Source organism: Prevotella conceptionensis 9403948 (assembly GCF_000312305.1).
Taxonomy (GTDB): domain Bacteria; phylum Bacteroidota; class Bacteroidia; order Bacteroidales; family Bacteroidaceae; genus Prevotella; species Prevotella conceptionensis.
On the sequence record NZ_HE999445.1, the window covers coordinates 350,243 to 375,165 of the forward strand.

Annotated in this window: 19 protein-coding genes; 10 read left to right on the forward strand and 9 right to left on the reverse strand. The window is 47.7% G+C overall.

Annotation, left to right across the window (positions count from 1 at the left end; genetic code table 11):
• The 6 genes from BN93_RS05750 to BN93_RS05775 form a co-directional block, all read left to right on the forward strand.
• On the forward strand, positions 1-2,944 hold a 2,944-nt coding region (locus BN93_RS05750; RefSeq protein ID WP_044260002.1), incomplete at its 5' end, for an efflux RND transporter permease subunit.
• Positions 2,941-4,326 carry a TolC family protein gene (locus BN93_RS05755; protein WP_009231776.1) on the forward strand — a complete coding sequence of 462 codons (1,386 nt, stop codon included), beginning with the start codon at positions 2,941-2,943 and terminating at the stop codon, positions 4,324-4,326. The genes BN93_RS05750 and BN93_RS05755, both read left to right, overlap by 4 nt.
• An 87-nt stretch (positions 4,327-4,413) precedes the next feature.
• Complete coding sequence (gene lpxA / locus BN93_RS05760) at positions 4,414-5,196, forward strand: acyl-ACP--UDP-N-acetylglucosamine O-acyltransferase (RefSeq protein WP_019187392.1); 783 nt, start codon at positions 4,414-4,416, stop codon at positions 5,194-5,196.
• Positions 5,197-5,592: 396 nt separating this feature from the next.
• A complete protein-coding gene (locus tag BN93_RS05765) occupies positions 5,593-7,314 on the forward strand; it encodes a hypothetical protein (protein ID WP_157462692.1) in 1,722 nt (573 codons plus the stop codon).
• 4 nt (positions 7,315-7,318) lie between these two features.
• Positions 7,319-7,819 (forward strand): hypothetical protein, encoded by a 501-nt coding sequence (locus tag BN93_RS05770; protein ID WP_019187395.1) that lies wholly within the window; start codon positions 7,319-7,321, stop codon positions 7,817-7,819.
• A gap of 202 nt (positions 7,820-8,021) precedes the next feature.
• On the forward strand, positions 8,022-8,522 hold the full coding sequence (locus tag BN93_RS05775) for a hypothetical protein (protein WP_157462694.1): 501 nt from the start codon (positions 8,022-8,024) through the stop codon (positions 8,520-8,522).
• Between the two features lie 464 nt (positions 8,523-8,986).
• On the opposite strand, the gene BN93_RS05780 is transcribed toward BN93_RS05775, so the two are convergent.
• The 8 genes from BN93_RS05780 to BN93_RS05815 form a co-directional block, all read right to left on the reverse strand.
• Entirely contained in the window at positions 8,987-11,065 is a 2,079-nt protein-coding gene (locus tag BN93_RS05780) for an outer membrane beta-barrel family protein (protein ID WP_019187397.1), read from the reverse strand.
• Positions 11,066-11,812: 747 nt separating this feature from the next.
• Positions 11,813-13,231: a tetratricopeptide repeat protein gene (locus tag BN93_RS05785; RefSeq protein ID WP_019187398.1), complete on the reverse strand. Its 1,419-nt coding sequence runs from the start codon at positions 13,229-13,231 to the stop codon at positions 11,813-11,815.
• Between the two features lie 259 nt (positions 13,232-13,490).
• Positions 13,491-14,453 (reverse strand): PstS family phosphate ABC transporter substrate-binding protein, encoded by a 963-nt coding sequence (locus tag BN93_RS05790; protein WP_019187399.1) that lies wholly within the window; start codon positions 14,451-14,453, stop codon positions 13,491-13,493.
• A gap of 6 nt (positions 14,454-14,459) precedes the next feature.
• Entirely contained in the window at positions 14,460-15,293 is an 834-nt protein-coding gene (locus tag BN93_RS05795) for an energy transducer TonB (protein ID WP_019187400.1), read from the reverse strand.
• 40 nt (positions 15,294-15,333) lie between these two features.
• Entirely contained in the window at positions 15,334-15,993 is a 660-nt protein-coding gene (locus BN93_RS05800; protein ID WP_019187401.1) for an ExbD/TolR family protein, read from the reverse strand.
• 3 nt (positions 15,994-15,996) lie between these two features.
• Positions 15,997-16,608, reverse strand: coding sequence for an ExbD/TolR family protein (locus tag BN93_RS05805; RefSeq protein WP_019187402.1), 612 nt, complete (start codon positions 16,606-16,608; stop codon positions 15,997-15,999).
• Positions 16,609-16,639: 31 nt separating this feature from the next.
• Complete coding sequence (locus BN93_RS05810; RefSeq protein WP_019187403.1) at positions 16,640-17,470, reverse strand: MotA/TolQ/ExbB proton channel family protein; 831 nt, start codon at positions 17,468-17,470, stop codon at positions 16,640-16,642.
• Positions 17,471-17,723: 253 nt separating this feature from the next.
• A complete protein-coding gene (locus tag BN93_RS05815) occupies positions 17,724-18,917 on the reverse strand; it encodes a pyridoxal phosphate-dependent aminotransferase (RefSeq protein WP_019187404.1) in 1,194 nt (397 codons plus the stop codon).
• Between the two features lie 2,184 nt (positions 18,918-21,101).
• Here BN93_RS05815 and BN93_RS05830 point away from each other — a divergent pair.
• The 4 genes from BN93_RS05830 to BN93_RS05845 all read left to right on the forward strand — a co-directional run bounded on the left by BN93_RS05830 (position 21,102) and on the right by BN93_RS05845 (position 23,419).
• Positions 21,102-21,434, forward strand: a complete 333-nt coding sequence (locus tag BN93_RS05830) for a TM2 domain-containing protein (RefSeq protein ID WP_019187408.1) — start codon at positions 21,102-21,104, stop codon at positions 21,432-21,434.
• Between the two features lie 3 nt (positions 21,435-21,437).
• A complete protein-coding gene (locus BN93_RS05835) occupies positions 21,438-21,839 on the forward strand; it encodes a DUF2752 domain-containing protein (protein ID WP_019187409.1) in 402 nt (133 codons plus the stop codon).
• Between the two features lie 184 nt (positions 21,840-22,023).
• Positions 22,024-23,205: a phosphoribosylaminoimidazolecarboxamide formyltransferase gene (locus BN93_RS05840; protein ID WP_019187410.1), complete on the forward strand. Its 1,182-nt coding sequence runs from the start codon at positions 22,024-22,026 to the stop codon at positions 23,203-23,205.
• Positions 23,206-23,224: 19 nt separating this feature from the next.
• Positions 23,225-23,419 carry a hypothetical protein gene (locus BN93_RS05845; RefSeq protein WP_019187411.1) on the forward strand — a complete coding sequence of 65 codons (195 nt, stop codon included), beginning with the start codon at positions 23,225-23,227 and terminating at the stop codon, positions 23,417-23,419.
• A gap of 410 nt (positions 23,420-23,829) precedes the next feature.
• Here BN93_RS05845 and BN93_RS05850 read toward each other — a convergent pair.
• Positions 23,830-24,923: RagB/SusD family nutrient uptake outer membrane protein (locus tag BN93_RS05850; protein ID WP_044259922.1), on the reverse strand; the 1,094-nt coding region annotated here is incomplete at its 5' end.

Genomic DNA, 24,923 nt, shown 5'->3' on the forward strand with positions numbered 1-24,923 from the left:
AAACCGCGTGTCGCAGGCACAAGCACTGTTGCCCGCAGAGGTTACGCAGGTGGGTGTTACCACCTCGAAACGGCAGACGAGTAACGTTGTGATGTACACCATCACGTCTTCCGACGGACGTTACGACGAGAAGTTCATCACCAACTTCAACGAAATCAACATCCAACCGGCCATTAAGCGTGTGCAGGGTGTGGGTAACGTGCAGTCGTTTAGTTCGGGTACCTATTCTATGCGCATCTGGTTGCAGCCCGACAAGATGAAACAATACGGGCTGATGCCTAGCGACATAACGGCTGCCCTTGCCGAACAGAACATTCAGGCCGCGCCAGGTTCGTTTGGCGAACAGAGCAATGTGGCCTTCGAATACGTGATGCGCTATAAGGGAAGGCTCAAAACGCCCGAAGAATACGGCAACATCATCATCAGCAACAACACCCAGGGCCAAACGCTTTACTTGAAAGACGTGGCCAAGATTGAGCTGGGCGCACTGGGCTATTCTGTGACGATGAAGAACAACGGCTACCCCTCGGTGATGGGTATGGTGCAGCAGATTGCCGGCTCTAACGCCACACAGATTGCCCAAGACGTGAAGAAGGTGCTGGAAGAGCAATCCAAAACCTTCCCCCCTGGTCTTGAATATAAGATAAACTACGACGTTACCGAATTCCTTTTCGCCGCAATAGAAGAGGTGGTAATGACCCTTGTTATCACCTTTGTGCTGGTGTTCTTCGTGGTTTACGTCTTCTTGCAAGACTTCCGCTCAACGCTCATCCCGCTTATCGCCGTACCCGTGTCGCTCATTGGTACGTTCCTCTTCTTGTGGATGTTCGGTTTCTCCATCAACTTGCTAACGCTCTCGGCCCTGTTGTTGGCCATTGCCATCGTGGTAGACGATGCCATTGTGGTGGTTGAGGCCGTGCACGCCAAGCTGGATATGGGCTATAAGAGTTCGAAGGTGGCCGCCATCGACGCCATGAACGAGATTTCGGGCGCCATTATCTCCATTACGCTGGTTATGGCCTGCGTGTTTATCCCCGTTTCGTTTATCAGTGGCACGTCGGGAACCTTCTATCGCGAGTTTGGCGTAACGATGGCCGTGTCTATCATCATTTCGGCCATCAACGCCCTTACCCTTTCGCCTGCGCTTTGCGCCATCTTCTTGAAGCCCCATGCCGAGGGCGAACATGGGCGGAAAACAAGTTTTGTAGACCGTTTCCATGCTGGCTTTAATGTGGCCTTCAACAAGGTGTTGGGCAAATACCGCAAGGGTGTTGAAAATATTATTGGTCATCGCGTTATTACTGGTGTGGCCGTGTTGGTGGGTATTGTGGTTTTGGTGTTCACTATGAGCACAACCAAAACGGGACTTGTGCCTAACGAAGACACGGGAACGCTCTTTGTTACCATCTCGTTGCCGCCGGCCACAAGCCAAGAGCGTACGCAAGAGGTGGTTAACCAAGTGGATGAGATGCTGGCCAACAACCCCATGATACAGAGTCGCGAGCAAATTGCGGGCTATAACTTCATTGCAGGCCAAGGTTCCGACCAAGCTACATTCGTACTTAAACTCAAACCGTTTGAAGAACGTACGGGCGGGTTCTTCTATAAGCTTTCGGGCTTGTGGCAGGGCGACGGCATTATGCGTTTCTTTATAGACGTGCGCAGCTCTAACATGATTCTTGGCACCATCTATAAGCAGATTTCGAGCATCAAAGGCGCACAAATTATAGCCTTCGGTGCGCCGATGATTCCCGGTTACGGACTCGCCAACAGCGTTACTTTCACCGTGCAAGACAAGACGGGCGGCAGCTTGGACCACTTTTTTAAGGTGACACAAGACTATTTGAAAGCACTGAATGAACGGCCCGAGGTGATGAACGCCATGACTACCTACAACCCCAACTACCCACAATATCTGGTAGACGTGGATGTAGCCAAGTGTAAGCAGAGCGGCATCAGTCCGCGCGTGGTACTCTCAACGCTGCAAGGCTACTATGGCGGCATGTACGCATCCAACTTCAACAGCTTTGGTAAGCTATATCGCGTAATGATTCAGGGCGACGTTGCCAGTAGGATGAAACCAAGCGACATCACCAACATCTACGTGCGCACTTCGCAAGGCATGGTGCCCGTAAGCGAGTATTGCACGCTGACACGTGTGTATGGCCCATCTAACGTGCGGCGTTTCAACCTCTTCACCAGCATCAACGTCAACGTAACACCTGCCGACGGATATTCTTCGGGCGAGGTTATCAAGGCCATTGAAGAGGTGGCTGCACAGAACCTGCCAACGGGTTATGGCTACGACTTCTCAGGTCTGACGCGTTCGGAACACGAGCAAAGCAACACCACTGCGCTTATCTTTGCCCTTTGTTTGGTATTCGTTTACCTCATCCTCTCAGCTCAATACGAAAGTTATCTGTTGCCTTTGTCGGTAATTCTTTCGTTGCCCTTCGGCTTGGCGGGCGCGTTTATCTTTACGCAACTCTTCGGACATCAGAACGACATCTACATGCAGATTGCGCTTATCATGCTCATTGGCCTATTGGCAAAGAATGCTATCCTTATCGTTGAGTTTGCTTTGGAACGCCGGCGCACGGGTATGGCCATTAAGTACAGTGCCATTTTGGGTGCGGCATCGCGTTTGCGACCCATCTTGATGACCGGTTTAGCTATGGTTATCGGTCTTTTGCCTATGATGTTTGCCAGCGGTGTAGGCAAAAACGGAAACCAAACGCTTGGTGCGGCTGCCGTTGGCGGTATGCTCATCGGTATGATGTTGCAGATATTTGTTGTGCCCGCGCTCTTCGTTATCTTCCAATACTTGCAAGAGAAGTTCACACCCTTGGAGTTTGGCGACGAAGAAAACCGCGAGGTAAAGAACGAGTTGAAACAGTATGCACGCCAAATGGCGATAGAAAAAGACGTGAAAGCAAAACAATGAAGATAAAGAATTTCATCCTCCTGGCACTTGCAGCCCTAGCCCTAACGGGCTGCAAGAGCCTCTATGGCAAGTACGAACGCCCTGCGGTTAAGGCCGCAGGCGTGGTTCGCTCGCCCCTTTCAGATACCGACACGCTGGCCGTTAGCGATACGGCTAGCTTTGGAAACCTGCCCTGGCGTAGCGTGTTTACCGACCCGCAGTTGCAGTCTCACATCGCCACGGCACTTGAAAACAACTACGACTTGCTGAATGCGGCCCTCAATGTAAAGATGGCCGAGGCGCAATTAAAGTCGGCACAGCTGTCTTTCTTGCCCTCGTTTGCCTTCACTCCGCAGGGAACTATCAGCTCGTGGGACGGCCATGCGGCCGTGAAAACCTACTCGTTGCCCGTGTCGGCCAGTTGGACCATCGACCTCTTCGGCACACTTCTCTCGGCCAAGCGCAGTTCGCAAATGGCCTTGATAGGCATGAAAGACTATCAACTTGCCGCTCGTACAAGGCTTATTTCCAACGTAGCCAACCTCTATTACACGCTGTTGATGCTCGATAAGGAGCTGGAACTGATAGACGAAATGGAGGTATTGGCCAAGGATACATGGGAAACCATGAAACTGCAAAAGGAATATGGCAACGTTCGTTCTACGGGTGTGCAGAGTGCCGAGAGCAATTACTACTCGGTTCAGGCACAAAAGGTGGGGCTGAAACGTCAGCTGCGCGAGGCCGAAAACGCCCTCTCGCTGCTCCTCGGACAGTCGGCGCGCACCATTGCCCGCGGCAAATTCGATGGTCAGAGTCTGCCAACCAACTTCTCAACGGGCATCTCTTTGCAGATGCTTAACAACCGTCCCGACGTTCATGCTGCCGAAATGAGCTTGGCACAGTGTTTCTACAATGTGCAAACAGCCCGCAGCCGTTTCTATCCAACGCTCACATTGAGTGCGCAAGGCGGCTATACCAACAGCGGCGGCATGGGTATAACCAACCCGGCCAAGCTGTTGCTCTCGGCTGTGGGTAGCTTAACGCAGCCCATTTTCCAGCGCGGACAGCTTATCGCGGGCCTTAAAGTGGCCAAGATACAATACGAACGTGCCTACAACACTTGGCAACAGATGGTGTTAAGTGCAGGCAACGAGGTGAGCAACGCCTTGGTGTTGTACAACGCATCGGCCGAAAAGAGCGACATAGAGGCCAAGCAAATCGTTACGCTCCGTCAGAATGTGGAAGATACTAAGATGCTACTCACCGAGAGCAGAGGTAGCTATCTCGAAGTGATTACCGCCCAACAAACCTTGCTGAAAGTGGAACTCTCGAAGGTTCAAGACGACTTTTATAAGATGCAAGCGGTTGTAAACCTCTACATGGCGTTGGGAGGTGGAAAGTAGGAGTGTGAGGTAGCGGGATGCAAGTTAATTTATTGACTTGTCCACTCATCAACTTGTCCACTCGTTAACTAATTAAAACTCATACAGATGTCAAGCGATATAAGTTCAAGAGCAGAGGTGTCGCCACGCGCCAAGATAGGCGACAACTGCAAAATTTACCCCTTCGTCTACATAGAAGACGATGTGGAGATAGGCGACAACTGCGTTATCCACCCCTTCGTAAGCATACTTAACGGCACACGCATGGGCAGTGGAAACAGTGTTTATCAATGTTCGGTGTTGGGAGCGTTGCCCCAAGACTTCAATTTCGTGGGCGAAAGGTCGTTCCTCATCATCGGCAACGACAACACCATCCGCGAAAACGTGGTTATCAACCGCGCTACGCACGAGGGTTACAAAACCGTTATCGGCAATCACAACTTCTTGATGGAAGGCTCGCACATTTCGCATGACACGCAGGTAGGCAACGATTGCGTGTTCGGCTACGGCACAAAGATTGCCGGCGACTGCGTAATTGGCAACGGCGTGATATTCTCTACGGGCGTTATCGAGAACGCCAAGACGCGTGTTGGCGACCGCGCCATGATACAAGCAGGCACAACTTTCTCGAAAGACGTGCCCCCTTACATCATCCTTGGCGGCAAACCGCTGGCCTATGGTGGCGTAAACACCGTGATGTTGAAAGCCGACGGCGTAGACCCCAAAACCATTAAGCACATTGCTAACGCCTACCGACTGGTGTTCCACGGGCAAACAAGCGTGTTCGACTCGGTGTTGCAGGTGAAAGAGCAAGTGCCCGACGGTCCCGAAATACGCAATCTCGTGCAGTTTATCGAGGCAACCGAGGGTGGTATTGTTACGAAGATGTAGGGTTTCTTAGATTCGTTCACACCTTTTTATATTGCAACTTGGCTATTTGCAAGTTGCGAAATACAAGCTTAAAGGTCATGCTATACTCATAAGGGGGTATGGGCATGGCCTTTCTTTTTATGTTAAGAAACATAGGTGTATTTGTAGAACGAACCGATATTTTTCTTAAATTTGCAGACATAAGTAGCTTGTTAGTCAATCTCAGGCTTGTACAGCGGTACTAATCATCAATTGTTTTATTGCAAGAGACTTCTCCCTGCGATTAAGCTACATCTATAATAAGGAGTAACAGCTTGTACTTCTCATGATTAAAACATTCTTTAAAGGCGTGCATTGGAGCATAAGTTAATAAAATATATCTCACTAACAATAACATGAAATCTAAATGAAACAGTTATGATGACACGAAACGTAAAGAAGACGAACTTTGTTTCGCCAATGATTTGGTTATGCGTCTTGTTGGCTTGCGCCTGCAACCAATTAGAAAACGATGTGGGGTTGTCGTTGCCAGATGAGGTGACAAACAGAGAGGCCCAACGGTTTATTGACGCATTAAACGCCTCGACCGACCAGCACCCTGGGTTTCAAAGCTTGACAAAAGGCAAGCAGGTATACTTCGAGGACATTCGCTTGTGCAACAGTTCGATGCACGGCATGGTGTTTATTGTGCCTTTTGGCAATGAAGGAACAGGGACGGTAAGCGGTGCTTTGTATTATCCTGTCGGTTTTACACAGCTGGATGACGAGCGCGTTGAACTGAACAACAAACTTAAAAGCCCACAAGTGGTTAATGCCGAAACGCTCAACAACGACATCCCAATAACGCAGCGTTTCCTCTATTCTAATGATTTTACTATCTTATCTGATAAGGGATTGCAAGTAGACGATAGCCTTAAAGCGTACGAGTTCCTTAAAGACAGCATGATGCCATTAACGCAGGAACAGTTGCCAAGAACAAGGTATGAAAATCCCTACACCGAGGGGGCAAAGGCTGTGTTTAAGTTAAGCTATACATCGAGCTACACTGGTCCACTAGATTGGGACTGCCATGGTGTTGGGCACAACACAATGGAAGAATGGGCAAAAGAAGCATTGTGGCGTTCAGAGATACCACCCTACTATTGCAAAGTGGAAAAAGAATGGTACGAAAATAAAATAGTTGTTGCCATTGATTGCGAAGTGTTATATCGCAAATGCTCAGACCCAAGAGTCTTTGCCATGGACTATAGCAGCATGCTCCATCAAGTGGCTGCGGCACATAGGGTTAATATGTTTATACAGGTCACTTATCAGGTATATGGCACTTACCGTCTTGGATGGAGCCATGGAACAGGCGGGAGCACAGGTGAATATAACCCCAAACCTTACGATGGGCTTTATGCAGACAACTATGCCTCAAGAATAATTCCCCAGAGCAAAATTCCAGAAGAATGCGACTCGCTGCCTTACTCCAATGAGGCTAAGAGCTCCATGAAGGAAATGTTGGACAGTTTGTTCTCACTGAAACCCTATAAAGGGGCGAAACATAACTACATCGACTTCTCCCAATTTAAAAAGCTTGTTAAAGAACATGGTAATGTGGAGCATGCTTGTGCTATTGAAGTGTACGACGAGAACCGCCATTACATGTTGGAGCCTGAAGGAGGGGGACTTGTAGACAGAGCACCATATCATTATGGTCCTCGCACCAAGTATACGCTCCACAACCACCCCAATCTTACTCCTCCATCAGCAAAAGATTTATTAAACCTTTGTGCGGCAGCAGCGAGCGCAGAGTGTACCAACATGCGTGGTTCATTTGTTTTCATAGACGAGAACACCTATTACGCATTGATTATCAACGATAGGCAGAAAGCGGCAGCCATGTTCAAGGAGATTGAGAACGAAGTGGCAGATAATAATGATTTTAAACCGAATGGAAAATGCGGTAAAATACTGAACCAATATAGAAGTATTAATAGCTTTAAATCAAGCGATGAAACTGCCATTGCTAGATTAAGCACAATCATTAATCACTTTGATGGTGGAATCAGTATCGTGAAATGCCATATAACAGATAAGCCCGACTATACCACATACGGTTCGGAGAAGGTTAGTTACAAACCCATTAAATGTTAAGACAATGAAGAAGTTGTTTATATTGATGGTGTTGCTATGCTTTGGCATCACCATGTACGCGCAAAACACCCAGACGGATGCCGAACGCGAAAGGGAAAGTAAGATGCTCGAAGCTTTCTTACCAACATTAGATGCAAGAAAGAGCGAATTTGTTGGCCGGCCAGCCAAAAAGCTATTTGATGTTATTAGGGGCAGTGCCTTTAAAATAAGGAACGTAGGGACAGAGGAAACGAGCCCTTGGGCAGAATATAAGGGCAAAACCTATATCTATGGTCTATCTCTCTTTAACAAGCCCGCTCAACAAGCGATGAAGGATAAGGAGGTTTACATCATACGCATAATCTTAGACGTTCGTTGGGATTCTAGTGTCTTTTGGGATTCTGTCAGACCTGCTGGGCCTGCATGGATGGAGGCCATTATCCGTAAATGTCTTGATGCAAAAGTGAAGGATATGTCTTGGGAACACTTCTATATACCCGAACGAAAGACAGCTAGTGAAAAGTAAGGCTAACCCTTTGATACATATTGGCCCAAAAAAGTAAAGTGAGATATATGGCGCCGTATGTATAAAAACGAAACAATACCTTGCGTGGGTGCGGCATACGTACCCGCGCAAGGGCATTAGAAGGTTTGCATGCCATTGCTATATAGACAGCATGCAGACTTACAACGTATGATGCAGAGGAACTACATTAAATGTTAAGACGATGAAAAGGTTATTTATATTGATGGTGTTGCTATGCTTTGGCATCACCATGTACGCCCAAAACACTCAGACGGATGCTGAACGCGAAAGAGAAAATAGGATGCTCGAAGCTTTCTTGCCTACCCTAGATGCACGAAGAAGTGAATTTGTTGGGCAACCTGCCAAAAAGCTATTTGATGTTATTAGGGGCAGTGCCTTTAAGATAAGGAACATTGGGCCAGAGGAAACCAGCCCGTGGGCAGAATATAAGGGCAAAACCTATATCTATGGTCTATCTCTCTTTAACAAGCCCGTTCAACAAGCGATGAAGGATAAGGAGGTTTATATCATACGCATAATCTTAGACGTTCACTGGGAGTCAAGTGCCTTTTGGGATTCTGTCAGCCATGCTGGTCCTGCTTGGATGGAGGCCATTGTACGTAAGTGTCTTGATGCAAAAGTGAAGGATGTGTCTTGGAAACATTTCTATATACCCGAACGAACGACATCGAGTGAGAAGTAAAGCCAACACGTTTGATACATATTGGCCCCAAGAAGTAAAGTGAGATATATGGCGCCGTATGTATAAAAACGAAACAATTCCTTGCGTGGGTGTGGCATACGTACCCGCGCAAGGATATTAGAAGGCTGCATGCCAATGCTACATAGACAGCATACAGACTAACAACGTATGATGCAGAGGAACTACATTAAATGTTAAGACGATGAAAAGGTTGTTTATGGAGAAATGGATTTAGAAAGCCACAACTGCATCGTAAGCAAACAAAAGTTCTCATTCTCCTCTGTGTGCGGGTTGTGTTGATGCCATGCTACGCACGCCTTGCGTTCTTCTACCAACATTTTTCCAAAAGCAATTCTGTTTGACTATAATTGGTAAAAGAACAACCCTACCCCCTACTCTATTCGCACGGAGCAGGAATGTAGGGAGCATTAACTCGTGAGAGAATGCGCGGGGCAGGCGGCTACTTACTTTCTCATCCTAGAAGTATCAACTTCTTTCTTCGTTTTGGCCTTGTAGTTGCCGAACTTATAAATAACGCTGAGCGCAAGGGTTGTCCAATCTTGCACCACCCGCAAGCCAAAATCTTGGTTGCCATAGCCCGAATGTGTGACCATTCGGCGATTGGTTAGGTTATACCCCGACAACACTGCATTCCATTTTCCATTTGCAGATGCCCACCGCATGGAGGCATTTAAGGAAAACATGCCATTGATGTCGTACACCCCTTGAATGGCGCGGGACTGGAACGTGGGACTAACGGAAAAGCGCACATTAGTTTTTTTGCTCAACAGAGCCGACACATTGCCTCCCGCCCGCATGGAGAAACGTTGGCGATTGAAAGGCAAATCGAAGAAGTGGTTGTTCTTATCGCTGATGAACATGCCTGTAACATAAACGTTGCCGTTGAGCCATGAGCCTGCCGAAAAACGCGCCATTGCCTGCAAGCCAAAGATGTTGCGGTGGTTGAAGTTAACATCCTGCATCACCACCGCCATGCGATTGCTAAGCTGATAGGGCAATTGTATAGCGTAATCGTTGCAGATATGGGCAAATGCCACAAGGGTGTAACGGCCTTTGATGAGCCAAGACAGCGACGTGTCGAAGTTTTTGGAGGGCCTTAACAAGGGGTTCCCCCATATCTCAGAATAGGCAGAGGAGTAGAAAATATGGCTCATCGTGCTCCAATAGCTTGGGTAAGTGGCGTTAGAGCTGAACGACAGGTTCAGCGTGTGGTGGCTGTTTACTTGCCATGCGGCGTTGAAGGTTGGAAAAATGCGCCAATCGTTCCATTGCGGCGTATGGTAATTCTCTACGGCCAGGGTTGTTTCTAGGCTGAGCCCTTTGCCCAACTGCTTGCTAAATCCGATGTAGCCATTAAAGCGTTGCTCGTCGATGTTCACCTCGCTGGTGGCCTCGGGCAGCACGATGCCAGCATCGTTGAGTGTGGTTTGATAGCTTTTGTTGTTTGCGGTTTGCCACTCAAGACCATAATTTAACTGCCATCCGTGCCCTAAGGTGTGTACTTGGTCGGCCGTGAATAGCCATTTTCGGATGGTTTGGTCGCTCTTTGCAGCCACCACTCTCCTATCTGCGCCCAATTGTCCATTGAGAGATTGGTTGCGCGGCGAACTATAATAGGTGTACGTTCCGCTAAGTCGCAGTCCGAAAGGCAGGGTGTAATATAGGCCGATGTTGTGCAGCAGATTATGTCCCTCGCTGCTTTGTGCAGATACGCTGCTGCCCGTTGTAGTGTTCTTGCTGTCAATGAAGTTAGCGTTTGAAATATAGGCCAATTCAACCGTGTGGTGTTCAGCAAAGCGATAGCCTAGGTCAACACCGATGTCGTGGGATGTTCCGGTGCTAGTGTTGCTTGTCTTGTCGCTGTAAGCCACGCGCGTTCCGTTCAGCGGATGTTGGGCATAGTGTTCTGCCTCTGCATATCCTTTACCGCCAGTAAAGGTATAATTCAAGTCGAGTGTAAAGCGTCCATTGGCATACAACAAGTTGCCTTGCCCATAGCCCCGTGCATATTTCGACTTGTTGAGCGTGGCTTGCAGCTGCCCCGAAGTGTGGTGCTGCCCGCCGTAGTCGTTGGTTATGATGTTGATTGCAGCTCCGCGAACATGGTATTGTGCCGGAGCCGAAAGCATTACTTCGGCTTTGGACAGTCGCGAGGCAGGCATGTTTTTAAGCTTTGCTATGGCTTGGGCTTGGCTTAGGGAGCTGGCCTTTCCGTCGATAATGAGTGTTACGTTTGCGCCCACCAAGCTTAGGGTGCCGTCGGCTGCACTAATGCCTGGTATGTTGGTGATGGCATCGTAGGCGTTGTCGGCAGGGAGTTTCTCTAAAAGCAGCTGCATATTATACACTAGCTTGCCCCTTTCAAGTTTAACAGTGGGGCGTTCGCCTTTCACAACCAGTTCGGGTAGTTCGCGATAAAGCGAGTCGATAGACAAACTGTCGCTTGTATTGGCCTTATCTTGTGCGTACGAAAGCGCACAAGCAAACAGAGAAAGGACTAATATGCTGCATCTTGATTTCATTGGCGTATATGTTGGTGGGCAGATTACATTGACAATCAACGCAAAAGCTTGCTTTTGCTTAATGGATTAAACGTTTATGGCGTCGCAACAAAGTTACAAAAAAATGAAATATGAAACAATATTAAAGAGGAAAAATCTTAGTAAAAGGTGAAAAGGTGAAAAGGTGAAAGGGTGAAAGGGTGAAAGGGTGAAAAAATGGCTAACGCCACCGATGCACTTGGCTTAACTTCATTGCCCACTTACTCCTTTGCTACTCATTAAAAAAGCATTTGGCTTAACTCCTTAACTCCTTAACTACTCACAAAAAAACATTTGACTTAACTCCTTAACTAGGATGTTAGTTAACGAGTTGACAAGTTAACGAATGGACAAGGATTATCGTCCACTCTGCAACCAAGCATTTGGCTTAACTCCTTAACTCCATAACTCCTACTAGAAAGCATTTGGCTTAACTCCTTTAACTAGGATGTTAGTTAACGAGTTGACAAGTTAACGAGTTGGCAAGGATTATCGTCCACTCTGCAACCAAGCATTTGGCTTAACTCCTTAACTCCATAACTCCTAAAAGTAAAAGGATAAAACGGAAAAGGGGTGAGCCACACAAATGTGACACACCCCAATGATTACTTATAAGTTTGGCTATAGGTTTGTTCTAGAAATCGAACACTTCTGCGTAAGTATTATTTCACTTCTTACGCTTGAGCACTTTAGAACCAACCTATTTGCTACTCAGTTGTTGATAAATACTTACTTAACGCCCAAAGCTTGCTTAGCCGCTTCGTTTTCAGGGTCAATCTCCAACACCTTCTTCCAATATCCGTCAGCCGTTGCCTTATCGTTCTTCACAAGGTAATAATAACCCAGGTAGCGATAAGCCTCAGTCAAGCGGGCATTGTCGGCCTTGTCGCGGTCGGTTTTGGTAGCCAAAGAGTTTACGATAGCCTCGTAGAAAGGCTTGGCAAGACCTTCTTTGGTCTCGGGGTCGAGATTGGAATTGATGCGAGCACGCATAAAGTTGGCGAAGTCGATGTTGGCAGGGAACTTCTCGCCCAGACGCGCATAAACATCATCGGCCTTCTTAAACGAAGCTTTCTGCTGGTCGCCCGTCTGCTTTGCAGCCAAATTCATGTAGATGGTAGCCAATCCTGCCATGTCGCTAGCCGTAGTCTTGGGGGCATGTTTGAGATACTCCTCATAATAAGCGGTGGCCTTATCAAAATCTTCTTTTGATAGATAGAGGTCGGAAAGAGCCTTGCGGTTACTATTAACCAACTCTTCGTTGCCCTTGTTCTCTTCCATCGCCTTGTTAAACATCTCGATAGCCTTGTCGTACTGTTTGTCGTTCTTCAGAGCCGTACCATAATAGGTGTAGTCGAAACCCGTGAACTTAGAACTGTCAGAGGCGTTGAAAAGTGCATCGGCATACTTCAAAGCCTCGGCGGTGCGCTCCATGTCGGTAAGGTTATAGAAAGCAAGTCGGTTCCAAGCGGCCTTACGTGGGTTGCGCGAAAGTCCGTACAGAGCCATTTCCAAACTCTTATCACGCTTTTGCAGCATCCACGCCTCGGTAGCGTAGTTGGTAATGTCCACATCTTCGAGTTTGCTCTTGTCGGTTACCTTATCGTAATATTGCAAGCTCTGCTCCATGCGGTTAGAGGCATAGAGAATACGGCCGGCTAAAGCATCAACGGCCACGTCGGGACGTTGTGCACGCAAATCGTTAAGCTTTGCCACAGCTTCTTCGGGACTACGTCCGCGGTAGATGTTGGCATACTTGAAGTATCCTTCGGGGTTCTTTGGGTCGAAATAAATGGCTTGTTGGTACCATGCAGCAGCGGCACCGCCATCATCCTTCAACACCTCGATGTCGCCCAAGAGGATGTAACCCTGACCGTAGTTCTTGTTGGCCTTGATAGCCAGGTTGGCATACTGCTTGGCATTTGCCGTATCCTTGGCCTCGAAATAGGCGCGTCCAATACCAGCCAACACCTCGGCGTTCTTCTTGTTCTTTTTGAACACTTCTTTAACTTGGTCTTTTGCCGCAGCGGGGTTGGCGATAATTACCTTAGAGATGGCGTCGATGGTAGACTTATTGTCTTGCGCCATGAGCGGCGCGCTGATACCTACCACCAACGCACCTAGTAAAAGATATTTAACTGTTTTCATAATCCTACGTTCTTATAATACTCTTAGCGTGTTCTGCAAAACGCTTTACTGTTTGCGTTCGTTACTTTCTGAGCTGACAGCTAGCGCATGCCTTGCGTCAGTGCTTGCGCATTTGTCAGTTGTTCGTTGTTCTACTCCTGTGCCTACGTTGCGAGCAACATGAGAAAGTTCAACGTAAGGGATGCGTTACGGCAAGTTCGCAACCTGCCGCAAGCATGCCTATACCTTCTTAGACGACAGAAGGCTCCAATTGTTTTATCTATTGATTAACATTAACATCCCTTATGGTTATGTTACCTTGCACAGGCAACAGTCCTGATTTAAGGATGATAAGCTGCCCTTTGGGCGATGCCATAAACTGCGCAAATCCCCAAGGTAGCCCATGATAAGGGTCGTTGAGGAGGGCGTAGATGGTTCGTATCAATGGATAATTACCGTTATATATATAATATTGGTAAGGTTTCCAACTGTTGGCAGGTGTGCCTTTGTCTTTTCTACTTACCGACATTACACGAATATTCTTGTTGAAAGTGAGATTGGTGCTATCTCGTTTGTCGTTGAGCCAGTTGCTGCCGATAATGCCGATGGCATTCGGAGTCTTCTCAACATAGTCCACCACGTCGGCCGTTTTGTTCGTTGCAACGACATTGGGGTTGGTGATGGGTTTTCCGCCAAGTATGGAGTCTTCGGCGAAGTGTACGGTGCTAGACCGCTTATTGTCGAAAACCACCGTGATGGTGCCCCGCTTTGAACCGGGGAAGATGTCGCTCCAATTCTTCGCCTCGCCGCGAAGCACACGTGCGATGTCCTTAACAGAAATGCAAGTGTCGACATTGTTCTTGTTTACGATGAGCGCCAACCCGTCGTAAGCCAACTTGATGGTTTGTGGTCGGAACTGCTTATCGTAAAGGCTCTGGTACTCTTTCTTTTTGAAATCACGACTGGTGATTACAAGGCTAACGCTGTCTTTAAGCAAAAGTGTGATGCCCTCGCCCTCGGTTGTGTAAATGGGATTGACCGTAGCTTGAGGATAGACAGCGTGGAACACCTCGCGTTCCTCGTCGATGATGGGACTAAAACTTTCGTCAGAGGCGAAACTAATCACCCCTGACGAATATGTGTCCGTGCGGCCGTTCTTGCGCTTGCTTTCTCCACAAGCGGCAAGAACAAGGCTACACAGTGCTAATCCTACAATTGTGTAAGATGTTATGCTTTTTCTCATAAAATGCTATTGCAGTCTGAATGAAACAGGAACGTTGTACTTAACACGTACAGCCGAACCATTCTGCTTACCTGGAATCCAGTTGGGCATGCTCTTAACAACACGAGCTGCCTCGCGGTCTAGAGAGGGGTCTACCGAACGAGCCACCTTCACGTCGGTGATAGAGCCGTCGCGCTCCACAACGAACGAGATAACAACACGTCCTTGTACGCCGTTCTCCTGTGCTACGACAGGGTACTTCACGTTGTCCGACAAGAATTTCATCAATGCGGCATCGCCACCAGGGAATTGAGGCATCTGCTCAACCACCTCGAAGATCTTCGTTTCAATCTCGGGTTTGGGTTCGGGCTGTGCCACAGCTTCCTTGATTTTGAGAACCTCTCCAGCAGCATCATCGTTACCCTTCACGTCGAGAGCACCGATAGCTGTCTTGGTAGACATGATTTCTTCTTGTGTTTTAATTTCATCCTCAGGTTTCACCTGGTCGTCTCGCTTAATTACGGGCGCGGTGAACTTCACCGAACTCTTCACGCGCTCAACAACCTTCTCTGGTTCGGTATTAACCTTGGGTTTCTGTTTCACCTCAGCCTGTTTCTTTGGCTGGTTGAGAGCAGATATCTCCGTAACCTGAGTGGCGTCAACCTTTCCTCGGCTAGCCTCGATTACGCTTTTGATGGCAACAATCGAGAACACCAATACTGCAGCAGCAAGGATAGAGATCATGGCGAGGATGTTGCGCTTGGTGGTTCCCTTACGGAGCTTATACGCACCATACGCTTGGTTTTTGCCTTCAAACACGAGGTCTACCCAGTCGCCGTCAACCAAATCAATCTTTGACATAGTTTTCTCCTTTCTTATTAATAATTAACATGCCACCGACTTATTCAATACCCTTCTTTTTCAGCAGTTCGCTGTCTTGGGGATTGATTTTGTCGATAACGTATTTACCTATACTGCAAATTTGCATTTCGTCGAGAACATCCACCAAGTTCTTATAAGAAGCCTTGTCGGTAGCTTTGATGATGATGGTCAGCGTTGGTATTTTCTGTCCATCCACTTCACCGCTTTTGAGTTTAGACAATTCCTTGTCGTACTCGGCTTGTGTGAACTTGGGGTTTTCAAGTTTCTTCTTATCCAGTTGCTGTTTGGCAAGCATGATTTTCCTTACAGGCACCGTACCGTCTTCCGTTTCATGGTTGATCAATACGTCACGGATGCCCTTGGCCCCCCATGTCGTTTCCTTCATTGTAGAGGGGTCGTTGTAGTTAGGCAAACCATCCACGTGATAAATCTTATCGTTACCGGCCACGTAGATTGTGATCGTCTGCGAGGCTTTGGTCACGGTCTTATCATCGTCTTGGATATTCTTATCGTTACTAGGCATACTCAATTCCATCGTCTGCGGCTTAGCCAAAGAGGTACAGAGCATGAAGAACGTGATAAGAAGCATCATCATGTCCACCATAGGGGTGAAGTCGACGCGGACGTCTTTTTTCTTTTGTTTTCCGCCGCCTTTTCCTTGTTCAACTAATTCTGCCATTCTTTAATCCTCCACCTTTTTATACGATGTAATGAGATAGTAACGGTTTTCGCTCAAGTCTTGGAGTTCGGACATCACCTTCTTCACCAAGGCATAGGGCGTTTTCTCGTCGGCCTTAATAGCTAGTTTCACGTCGGGATTAACCTTACGTGCCTCTTTCACCCAAAGTTGGAACTCGCTTTCCTTACCGTCGATACTGTCGGTAGGAATGCCATAGTTCTTGAGTGTTTGAGCCATTTCGGTTTCCGATTGCGAGAGATATTGTTGGATAGAGTTCATAGGAACCCCCCACATGGCGTCTTTCTTGAACTTGTTCACCTGTTGCGGTGTGAACTTCATTCCATAAAGCTCGCTCATGCCTTCGAGTACGGCCTGCGTGTCGTTTTGGTTGTCCATACTCATGAATATCTTGCCCGTCTTATCGACAAGGATATTCAGCACACTCTTCTCGGGCACTTTAATCTCCGACACCGAGCCAGGGGTAACCACCTTCACGGGTTCGTTCTTGACGAAAGTAGACGTCAACATGAAGAACGTTAGAAGGAGCACCATGACGTCGCTCATCGGGGTCATGTCGATCCAAGTGGATTTCTTCTTAATTTTTACTTTACCCATAGTGATAAAATTTTAAAGGGTTAGCAAAAAATTAAGCTTCGTCTGCGTGGTTGGCTTCGTAGGTCTGAGCGATAGAATAACCAACCTCATCGAGTGCGTAGGTCAACTTATCGATCTTGTTGGTAAAGAAACCATAAGAGATAACAGCGAACCACGAAGTGGTAATACCGAAGGCCGTATTGATAAGAGCCTCAGAAATACCAGCAGACAGAGCCAGCGAGTCTCCACCGCCACCGGCAGCCAGAGCCTGGAACGACTTGATCATACCCGTTACCGTACCGAGAAGACCGGTAAGCGTACCCAGCGTTACGAGGGTTGCCAAGATGGGAAGGTTCATCTGCAAGGTGGGCATTTCGAGTTGCGTAGCCTCTTCGTGAGCTTGCTGTATCTTAGCAATCTTCTGCGAAAGCTTAATGCCGCTAACGGTCTCCATTGTCTTGTAAGCGTGTAGCGAAGCCGAAACAACATTGGCTACCGAACCCTTTTGCTTGTCGCAAAGTTGTTGTGCGCGGTTGAAGTCCTTGGCATTAAGGGCTGCTTTGATGTTAGCTACGAACTTGGTGAGCGAACCCGTTCCGAATGCAGTGCGCAAGGCCAACCAACGCTCAACAGAGAGTGCGAGCACGGTGAGCAACAAAGTCTGGATTACAGGAACCACAAGACCGCCCTTGTATATCGTTCCCCAAATGTCGAGTGGGTGTCCTTCGTTATCTCCACCTTGGAAGTGAGCCGGGCTACCCAAGTAGAACTTGAAGAAGCATGCAGCGATGATGAAGCAGCAAACGATTACCCAAAATGCTGCTCTAATTCCTTGAAAGCCCTGAGACTTTTTAGCAGGGCTGGCTGTTTTCTGTGTTGCCATAATTGAATTTTTTAAATTTTAGTTGTTAATAAATATTTAAGTTTATTTTGTTCCTTATAGTATAGACGTTCGTCCAAATGCTGATTTGTTGTTGGGCTTTTGTCCTTAATGGTCACGCAAAGATACTCATTAATGTATAAAATGAAATACAATTAAGAAGTTTTAACGACGAAAAGTTACTAACAAGTCTGCTAAATAGCATAAACGCACCATTATAAAGGAAAAAAACGGCTTTTTGTCACAATTCTCAATATTATACAAGTCTTGCTAACGTTTCTTTAATTCGCCTCATTGCCTCGCGAAGATTGTCGTCGCTTGTGGCATAGCTAAGCCGAATACACTCCGGATCGCCGAACGCGTCGCCCGAAACGGTTGCCACATGGCCCACTTCCAGCAGATACATGGCCAAGTCGGTAGCGTTGTTTATCACATAGCCATCGGTATGCTTACCAAAGAGGCTGCTACACTTGGGGAAGAGGTAGAACGCGCCTTCGGGAACATTCACTTCGAGGCCCTCTATCTCCTTTGCCAGTTTCACAACGAGGTTTCTACGCCGTTCAAAAGCCAAGCGCATGTCCTCCACACAACCTTGGTCGAGCGTGTAAGCAGCCTCAGCCGCCTTTTGGCTCACCGAGCATGGGCCGCTAGTATATTGTCCTTGCAGCTTATTGCATCCTTTTATTATCCACTCGGGCGCGGCCATGTAGCCAATGCGCCATCCCGTCATGGCATAAGCCTTTGAAACGCCATTAACGATGATGCACCTTTCTTTCATGCCGTCGAACTGGGCGATGCTTTCGTGGCGTCCCACATAGTTAATATGTTCGTAAATCTCATCGGCCAGCACATAGAGGTCGTCGTGCCTACGTATCACTTCTGCCAAAGCCTTCAACTCCTCTTTAGAATATACGCTACCTGTTGGGTTGCTGGGCGAACACAAGATAAGCATCTTCGTCTTAGGCGTGATGGCGGCCTCCAACTGTTGTGGCGTCATCTTGAAGTTCTGCTCAAAACCGGCGTTCACATACACAGGTGTACCTCCGGCAAGCTTTACCATTTGCGGATAGCTCACCCAGTATGGTGCAGGTACAATCACTTCATCGCCGTTGTTCACCAAGGCCATCACCGCGTTGCACACGCATTGTTTAGCCCCGTTAGACACCATCACCTCGTTAAGACCATATTCCAAATCGTTCTCCTTCTGCAACTTAGTTACTATAGCCTTTCTCAGTTCGGGATAACCAGGTACGGGCGAGTATCTTGAATAGTTCTCGTCCACAGCCTTTTTGGCCGCATCCTTGATGTGGTCGGGTGTATTAAAGTCCGGCTCTCCCACACTCAGGTTGATCACGTCGATACCCTGAGCTTTCATTTCGCTACTTTTTTGCGACATAGCGAGTGTTGCCGAAGGCGATAGCCGATTAAGTCTGTCAGATAATTGTGCCATACATATTCTTGTTTAGAAGGTTTATTTTGCAAATGTACTTATTATATCACAGCTAACGAAACAAAAGCAACTTTATTTTACAAAAAAAGTGTTTTTTCTTTTATTTGTCATCGTTTCATGCCGAACGAGGATTCCGACATGGGGTTATCCGTTTTAAGACTAGATGGAGTTTCGACCGACATGATTACGACAGGAACAGGCAATAAGCTTACAAACTGTCAGGCCTGCAAAGACAAACGGTTACGATTTGACACAGCACCATAGCATTGCTCCAATCCATACAACCACGAGTAGTTTTGCAAGCATCACGCACTCAGCACTTGGAATTTGGGTGGGCAAACAACACCTTGTATTATGACCAACTGGTATAGGTGCCATGCCAAACGTTCTTTTTTCGTTCCTCGAAAAGTGCGTTTTCTCGCCATGACAATGTTCGAGCAAGCTCTCGACATTGTTCATTTGGCTTAACGAGACCGTTCTTCCCTCGTTCCTCGAAAGGTGCGTTTCCTCGCCATGGCAATGTTCGAGCAAACTCTCGACATTGTTCATTTGGCTTAATGAGAACGTGCGTTAATGGGCTTGTGCGTTTAAAGCTTACGCGCTTGTGTGGCTTTGGGCTTACCTGCCCTTAGCTGGGTGGGTTGGGTTTAGGCCGCGCATGCCTTGGCAACCATAAAAGACACCAAATTGATTGGGCAAACAGCTTGTGATAGTCTGCATCTTGGCGGCGTTTGATGCGCCGGTAGGTAGGCCCTCATGGGCAGTTTGTGTGTTTGTTAGGTTTAAGCGCATGGCTACGTTGCGCATTTATTGTTGAAAGTAAATGGCTGTTGCCCCCAAAGCACTGATGGCTAATTGCTGCACCATTTGTATGTGGCAAAACGTGGTTGTGCATCAACAAGGGGCTTTGGTTGAAGTCGTTCCGTGTGTTTTCTACAAGTTGAAAGTCGGCTGTAGATGGCAGCATGCCTCTGCCTTTGCATGATGCTGCCTTTGTTGGTCGTGCGTGGCCTGCTCTGCAACTGCTTGCGCTGCTGGTTGTAAGCGTACATTCTTTCTGTGGCATTACCCACATGTGTATATGCGGCACAATTGTTTTTGTCTAGTTTTCAGCAGAGAATTTAACATAACAAGTACCCTTTCTGTCCACCAATCGCTCACCTTGTCGCAAAAAATCAATTCTCGCGGAGGTTTGTTTTGATGCAGAAAGGGGGTAGTTGTGCATGCAGGCAAAATGAATTTTTATTTAAGCTGACCGCCACTAACACTCGTTTTTGGGCTTTTTGCGGCAGAATGCAGTGCATTTTGGCGCTAAACGCAGTGTATTTTGGTGCTAAACGCAGTGCGTTTTGGTGCTAAACGTAGTGCGTTTTGGTGCTAAATGCAAGGTAAAATGGTGCTAAATGCAAGGCAAAACGCATAAAAATGCGCTGCAATAGTATAAACAAAACCTTTTAGAATTATGAAATACATGGCTGAAAGGGGCAAAATAGTGGTTGAAAAGTGGGATTTTAGGGTCTAAAAGCGGGTAATTGGACCTGAAAAATGATGTGTTGGCAACCATTCTGGAAAGGCAAAAGCGTGCAAAATGCAGGTTTTTTCTTAAAAACAGACACGTTGGGAGAAGTGAAAAGCAAGAAATAGTAGTGTTTTACCTACTTTTTAACCCCGATTTTCGCTAGAACGGAGTGAAAAATGACGTATCGTTGTAAAATAAAAATAAAGTATTTAAGTTTTTGAGTTGATGAGTTGGTGCGCTAATGAGTTTTCTAGTTCTTTCTCGTTCCTCGAAAAGTGCGTTTTCTCACCATGACAATGTTCGAGCAAGCTCGACATCGTTCGTTCGGCTTAACGAAAACGTTGATAGGTTATGCGTTGTTGGGATTGTAAATTGATGAATGGATGTCTTCGGGAGTTGTGGTTTTCGTGAGTTTATAGGATGGTGAGTTGATTTGCCCTGCACTTCGTATATGGGAGGAGTGCTTACCTTGTGATGCCACCACGAAGACAACAAACACCCCGCTGTTCGTGGAAACATTAAAGGATAAGATGCCTTTTACTAACCCAATGCTCAACAAACATTCTGATAAAAAAATCTAGAACAATAAACTTAAAAACGGAATGAGAAACCTTTTTTGTAATAAAAAATGTGTAACTTTGCAGCAACACATCACATTTATAACTATGGAAAGAGACGTGAACATTATGCTTGCAACCTATGGCAAGTACTTCCCGGAAACTAGTTTGCCACAGGTGCGCGAGATTTTCGAACATATAGACGACTCACAAGTTGCTGCTTTGTCTTGCACGCAGTTTAAGGACCCCATCACTTCAATCATTCTCTCGATATTGCTTGGGCAGTTTGGCGCAGACCGTTTTTATTTAGAGCAGATTGGCATTGGTATTGCAAAGCTACTTACTTGCGGTGGGTTGGGCGTATGGACGCTTATCGACCTGTTCCTTATCATGGATGCGACACGCCAGCAGAATCTGCAAAAGCTGATGAACATCATCTAACCGTTGGCGGCAAGGAAAGAATTTAAAATCCTCACCTTATTATATATAATAGGTGTGGCTTGGCTGTTGTTGAACGTGGTTTGGCCGATGGGTTTGGTTGTCTGTCCGCTACGTTCAGTAACAGGTGTGCCATGTCCAGCCTGCGGAACAACGCGTGGATTGGTGCATTTGCTGCATGGCGAGCCGTGGCAAGCCGTGGTTTCCAATCCCAACGTGTTGCTTGTTGCGCCTGCGGCCTTGGTTTTTACGCTCAGTGTTGTGGTCGGTTGGTTGTGCCGAAAGCCTTTTGCGCAACAGATTTATGCGCAAGTACAGCAAGTTTTAAGTCGCAAGCGCGTGTTCGCCGCGTTTGTGGCGTGGGAGTTATGTGTTTGGGCCTTCCTGCTTTTCAGGCATTTCAACTAGAACATTGGGGCGTTTCAATAGGATGTTCTCGCACTTTTATGTACCTTGAAAGACGTAACTTGGGGCGTTGGCCACTTGAAAGTGTGGCGCAGCGCACACGTTATTAGGCAATTACCTGCCCGTACATCCAGCATTTCACATTATTTTTTGTTATCTTTGCAAGGCAATTAAACCCAACAAAGAGATGAAAGAACTTGCCTTGAAGTATGGTTGCAACCCCAACCAAAAGCCGTCGCGCATCTTTATGGCCGACGGCAACTTGCCCATTAAGGTGTTAAGCGGCCGCCCCGGATACATCAATTTCCTTGATGCGCTTAACAGTTGGCAGCTAGTGAAGGAACTGAAAGCGGCCATCGGACTGCCTGCCGCGGCCAGTTTCAAACACGTGTCGCCTGCCGGAGCAGCCGTTGGCCTGCCGCTTACCGACACGCTGAAACGCATTTACTTTGTAAACGATGCACAAATGCCGCTCTCGCCCTTGGCATGCGCATACGCTAGGGCGCGCGGAGCCGACCGAATGAGTAGCTTTGGCGACTTTATCGCGCTGAGCGACACATGCGATGAGTCGACGGCTTTGCTCATCAAACCCGAAGTTTCGGATGGCGTAATCGCTCCCGACTATACGCCAGAGGCGTTGGCCATACTGAAAGAAAAGCGGAAGGGCACGTACAACGTGTTGCAGATAGACCCTGCCTACACACCCGAACCGCTTGAACGGAAACAAGTGTTCGGCATAACCTTCGAGCAGCGACGTAACGACATAAAGTTAGACGACCCGAAATTGTTTGAGAACATCCCCACACGGAACAAACATTTTACGCCGGAGGCCCTTCGCGACCTCATCATTGCGCTTATCACCCTTAAATATACACAAAGCAATTCGGTGTGTTACGTTAAGGACGGGCAAGCCATCGGCATTGGTGCAGGTCAGCAAAGTCGCATACATTGCACGCGTTTGGCAGGCAGCAAGGCAGATACGTGGTGGCTGCGCCAACATCCCAAGGTGATGAATTTGCCCTTTGTCGACAACATTAAGCGTGCCGACCGCGATAACACCATCGACCTTTACATCGGCGATGAGAGCGAAGACGTTTTGGCAGACGGTACGTGGCAACAGTTCTTCAAAAGCAAGCCCGAACCCCTTACGCTGCAAGAGAAACGCCAATGGATAGCCCAAAACCGCGGCGTTTGCTTGGGTAGCGACGCTTTTTTCCCCTTCGGCGACAACATCGAACGTGCCCATAAAAGCGGAGTAGACTTTATTGCGCAGGCTGGCGGCTCTGTTCGCGACGACCATGTTGTGGCCACCTGCGACAAGTACAACATCGCTATGGCCTTTACGGGCGTAAGGCTTTTCCACCATTAATCCCCAAAACATTTTGCACATGGACATCGACGAGATAATCTCTGGTGGCGGAATGACTTTCCGCAAGGGCTCTTCTGGCGGCGACAAGAAGGAGGATAAGGTGAAAACCAAGGCCAAGAAGAAGAAATACATCACGGGCGCGCATGGCAGCGGTTCGGCCAAACAAAAGGCTAAGTATCGCGAACAACGCGCCAATAGGCATAAGAAACGGTAAAGGTGTGTTCTCTCGGGCGTAGGAAATCAAGGTGAGAAAGGCTGTCTCACTGCAAACGACGGACAGCTTAATCAACGAAACGTAGGAGTTAGAGAAACGAACAAAGCGCCATTCGATAGGCAACAAATCATTGTTGTCCATCGAATGGCGCTTTGTTTCATTTTGCCAGCAAGGTGCTGCTTTGAGCTTATGAGGTGATTGAGGTAGTGAGTTGTTGAGCTTATAAGTTCTTTTCTCGTTCCCCGAAAAATGCGTTTTCTCGCCATGACCATGTTCGAGCAAGCTCAACATTGTTCATTTGGCTTAACGAAAACGTTCGTAGTATTTTAAGTGTTGGTGTTTGGCTGTCTTCCTAACTTACCAACTTAAAGCCTAAATAACTTTAGAAACTCACCACCTCGAACCACTCACTACTTTTCAGCGTGCGAACCAGCAGTAGTTGGCCAGTTCACGTTCTGGTACATGTTGCTGTTGGCCACGCTGCGATCGGGCGATGCCGTTTGCAAGTCGCCCACACCAATGGGGGCGAGGTAATAGGCCTCGTGCCATTTGTAGCCGTCTTTTAGTTCGTTGCTAGCCTGCATGGAGCGGCTGTACGGACGCAAATACTTGCTCAAATCTTTGGAAGACACCACCGCGTCTGCCGTTCCGTCGGCCTTGGGTGCGTTTCCTTTCTTGTCAAGATAGCTCTTGTACATTTCGTCCCAGAAGTTGGCCCCTTCGGGAATCCACTTCGTTGTGAGCATCTTGTCGAACGAACGCCAGCGTATCAGGTCTTGATAACGAAGTCCTTCGCTGAAGAGTTCGTTCATGCGTTCGCGCCTGATGTTGTACAAAGTGGTTGAAACGGGCGTTGCGCCAGAGTAAACCGACCAGTCGCCTTCCTGACTCAAATCAGTAGCGTCGATGGTTGCTTGGTAGTCGACGTCAACACCTGCGCGTTTCCTGAGTGCTTTCCAATAGCCTTGTGCTGTGGCATCGAGTGCACCAGTTAGTTCGTAGCACGCCTCCATATAGTTGAGCATAGCCTCGGCTGTGCGGAAGATGGGACAAGCATTAGTACCTCGCAACTCGTCGTTCATGCTTTGCGCATAGTCGTAGGTGTAGTACTTTCTGGGTTGGTAGCCTGTTATGCAACGCGTTTCAACCACCGATGTGGTGATGTAACTCAGTGTGTCGCCAGGTGCGGCATACAGTTTTCGGGGCTTGCCCGCAGCGGGGTCGGTGTCTACCTTGTTGCTCTCTCCCCAAACGAAAAGTTGCAAACGCTCGTCGCGGTTGCTCTTGACGGCATCCAAGGTGTTGTCGCCTTGGTAGCCAGAGCCTGCGGCATAGATGGGTTTGCCGTTGGCCATGAGGAACGACTGGGTGAAGGCACGCGTAAATCCATCGTTACATCCCACCTTCGTACGCATGGGCACGTCGTGTGTTATGCTTAATGCGCTGCTGTATTGTCTCCACAACAACACCTCTGGCACTTCGGCTAGCGAGGGCTGGCTGAACA

Coding starts and splice junctions, on each gene's coding strand:
- BN93_RS05770 (WP_019187395.1), top strand. CDS start 7,319: ATGAAGAAGTTGTTTATATTGATGGTGTTGCTATGCTTTGGCATCACC.
- BN93_RS05815 (WP_019187404.1), bottom strand. CDS start 18,917: ATGGCACAATTATCTGACAGACTTAATCGGCTATCGCCTTCGGCAACA.
- BN93_RS05790 (WP_019187399.1), bottom strand. CDS start 14,453: ATGAGAAAAAGCATAACATCTTACACAATTGTAGGATTAGCACTGTGT.
- BN93_RS05780 (WP_019187397.1), bottom strand. CDS start 11,065: ATGAAATCAAGATGCAGCATATTAGTCCTTTCTCTGTTTGCTTGTGCG.
- BN93_RS05810 (WP_019187403.1), bottom strand. CDS start 17,470: ATGGCAACACAGAAAACAGCCAGCCCTGCTAAAAAGTCTCAGGGCTTT.
- BN93_RS05795 (WP_019187400.1), bottom strand. CDS start 15,293: ATGTCAAAGATTGATTTGGTTGACGGCGACTGGGTAGACCTCGTGTTT.
- lpxA (WP_019187392.1), top strand. CDS start 4,414: ATGTCAAGCGATATAAGTTCAAGAGCAGAGGTGTCGCCACGCGCCAAG.
- BN93_RS05800 (WP_019187401.1), bottom strand. CDS start 15,993: ATGGCAGAATTAGTTGAACAAGGAAAAGGCGGCGGAAAACAAAAGAAA.
- BN93_RS05765 (WP_157462692.1), top strand. CDS start 5,593: ATGATGACACGAAACGTAAAGAAGACGAACTTTGTTTCGCCAATGATT.
- BN93_RS05830 (WP_019187408.1), top strand. CDS start 21,102: ATGGAAAGAGACGTGAACATTATGCTTGCAACCTATGGCAAGTACTTC.
- BN93_RS05775 (WP_157462694.1), top strand. CDS start 8,022: ATGAAAAGGTTATTTATATTGATGGTGTTGCTATGCTTTGGCATCACC.
- BN93_RS05840 (WP_019187410.1), top strand. CDS start 22,024: ATGAAAGAACTTGCCTTGAAGTATGGTTGCAACCCCAACCAAAAGCCG.
- BN93_RS05785 (WP_019187398.1), bottom strand. CDS start 13,231: ATGAAAACAGTTAAATATCTTTTACTAGGTGCGTTGGTGGTAGGTATC.
- BN93_RS05805 (WP_019187402.1), bottom strand. CDS start 16,608: ATGGGTAAAGTAAAAATTAAGAAGAAATCCACTTGGATCGACATGACC.
- BN93_RS05845 (WP_019187411.1), top strand. CDS start 23,225: ATGGACATCGACGAGATAATCTCTGGTGGCGGAATGACTTTCCGCAAG.
- BN93_RS05755 (WP_009231776.1), top strand. CDS start 2,941: ATGAAGATAAAGAATTTCATCCTCCTGGCACTTGCAGCCCTAGCCCTA.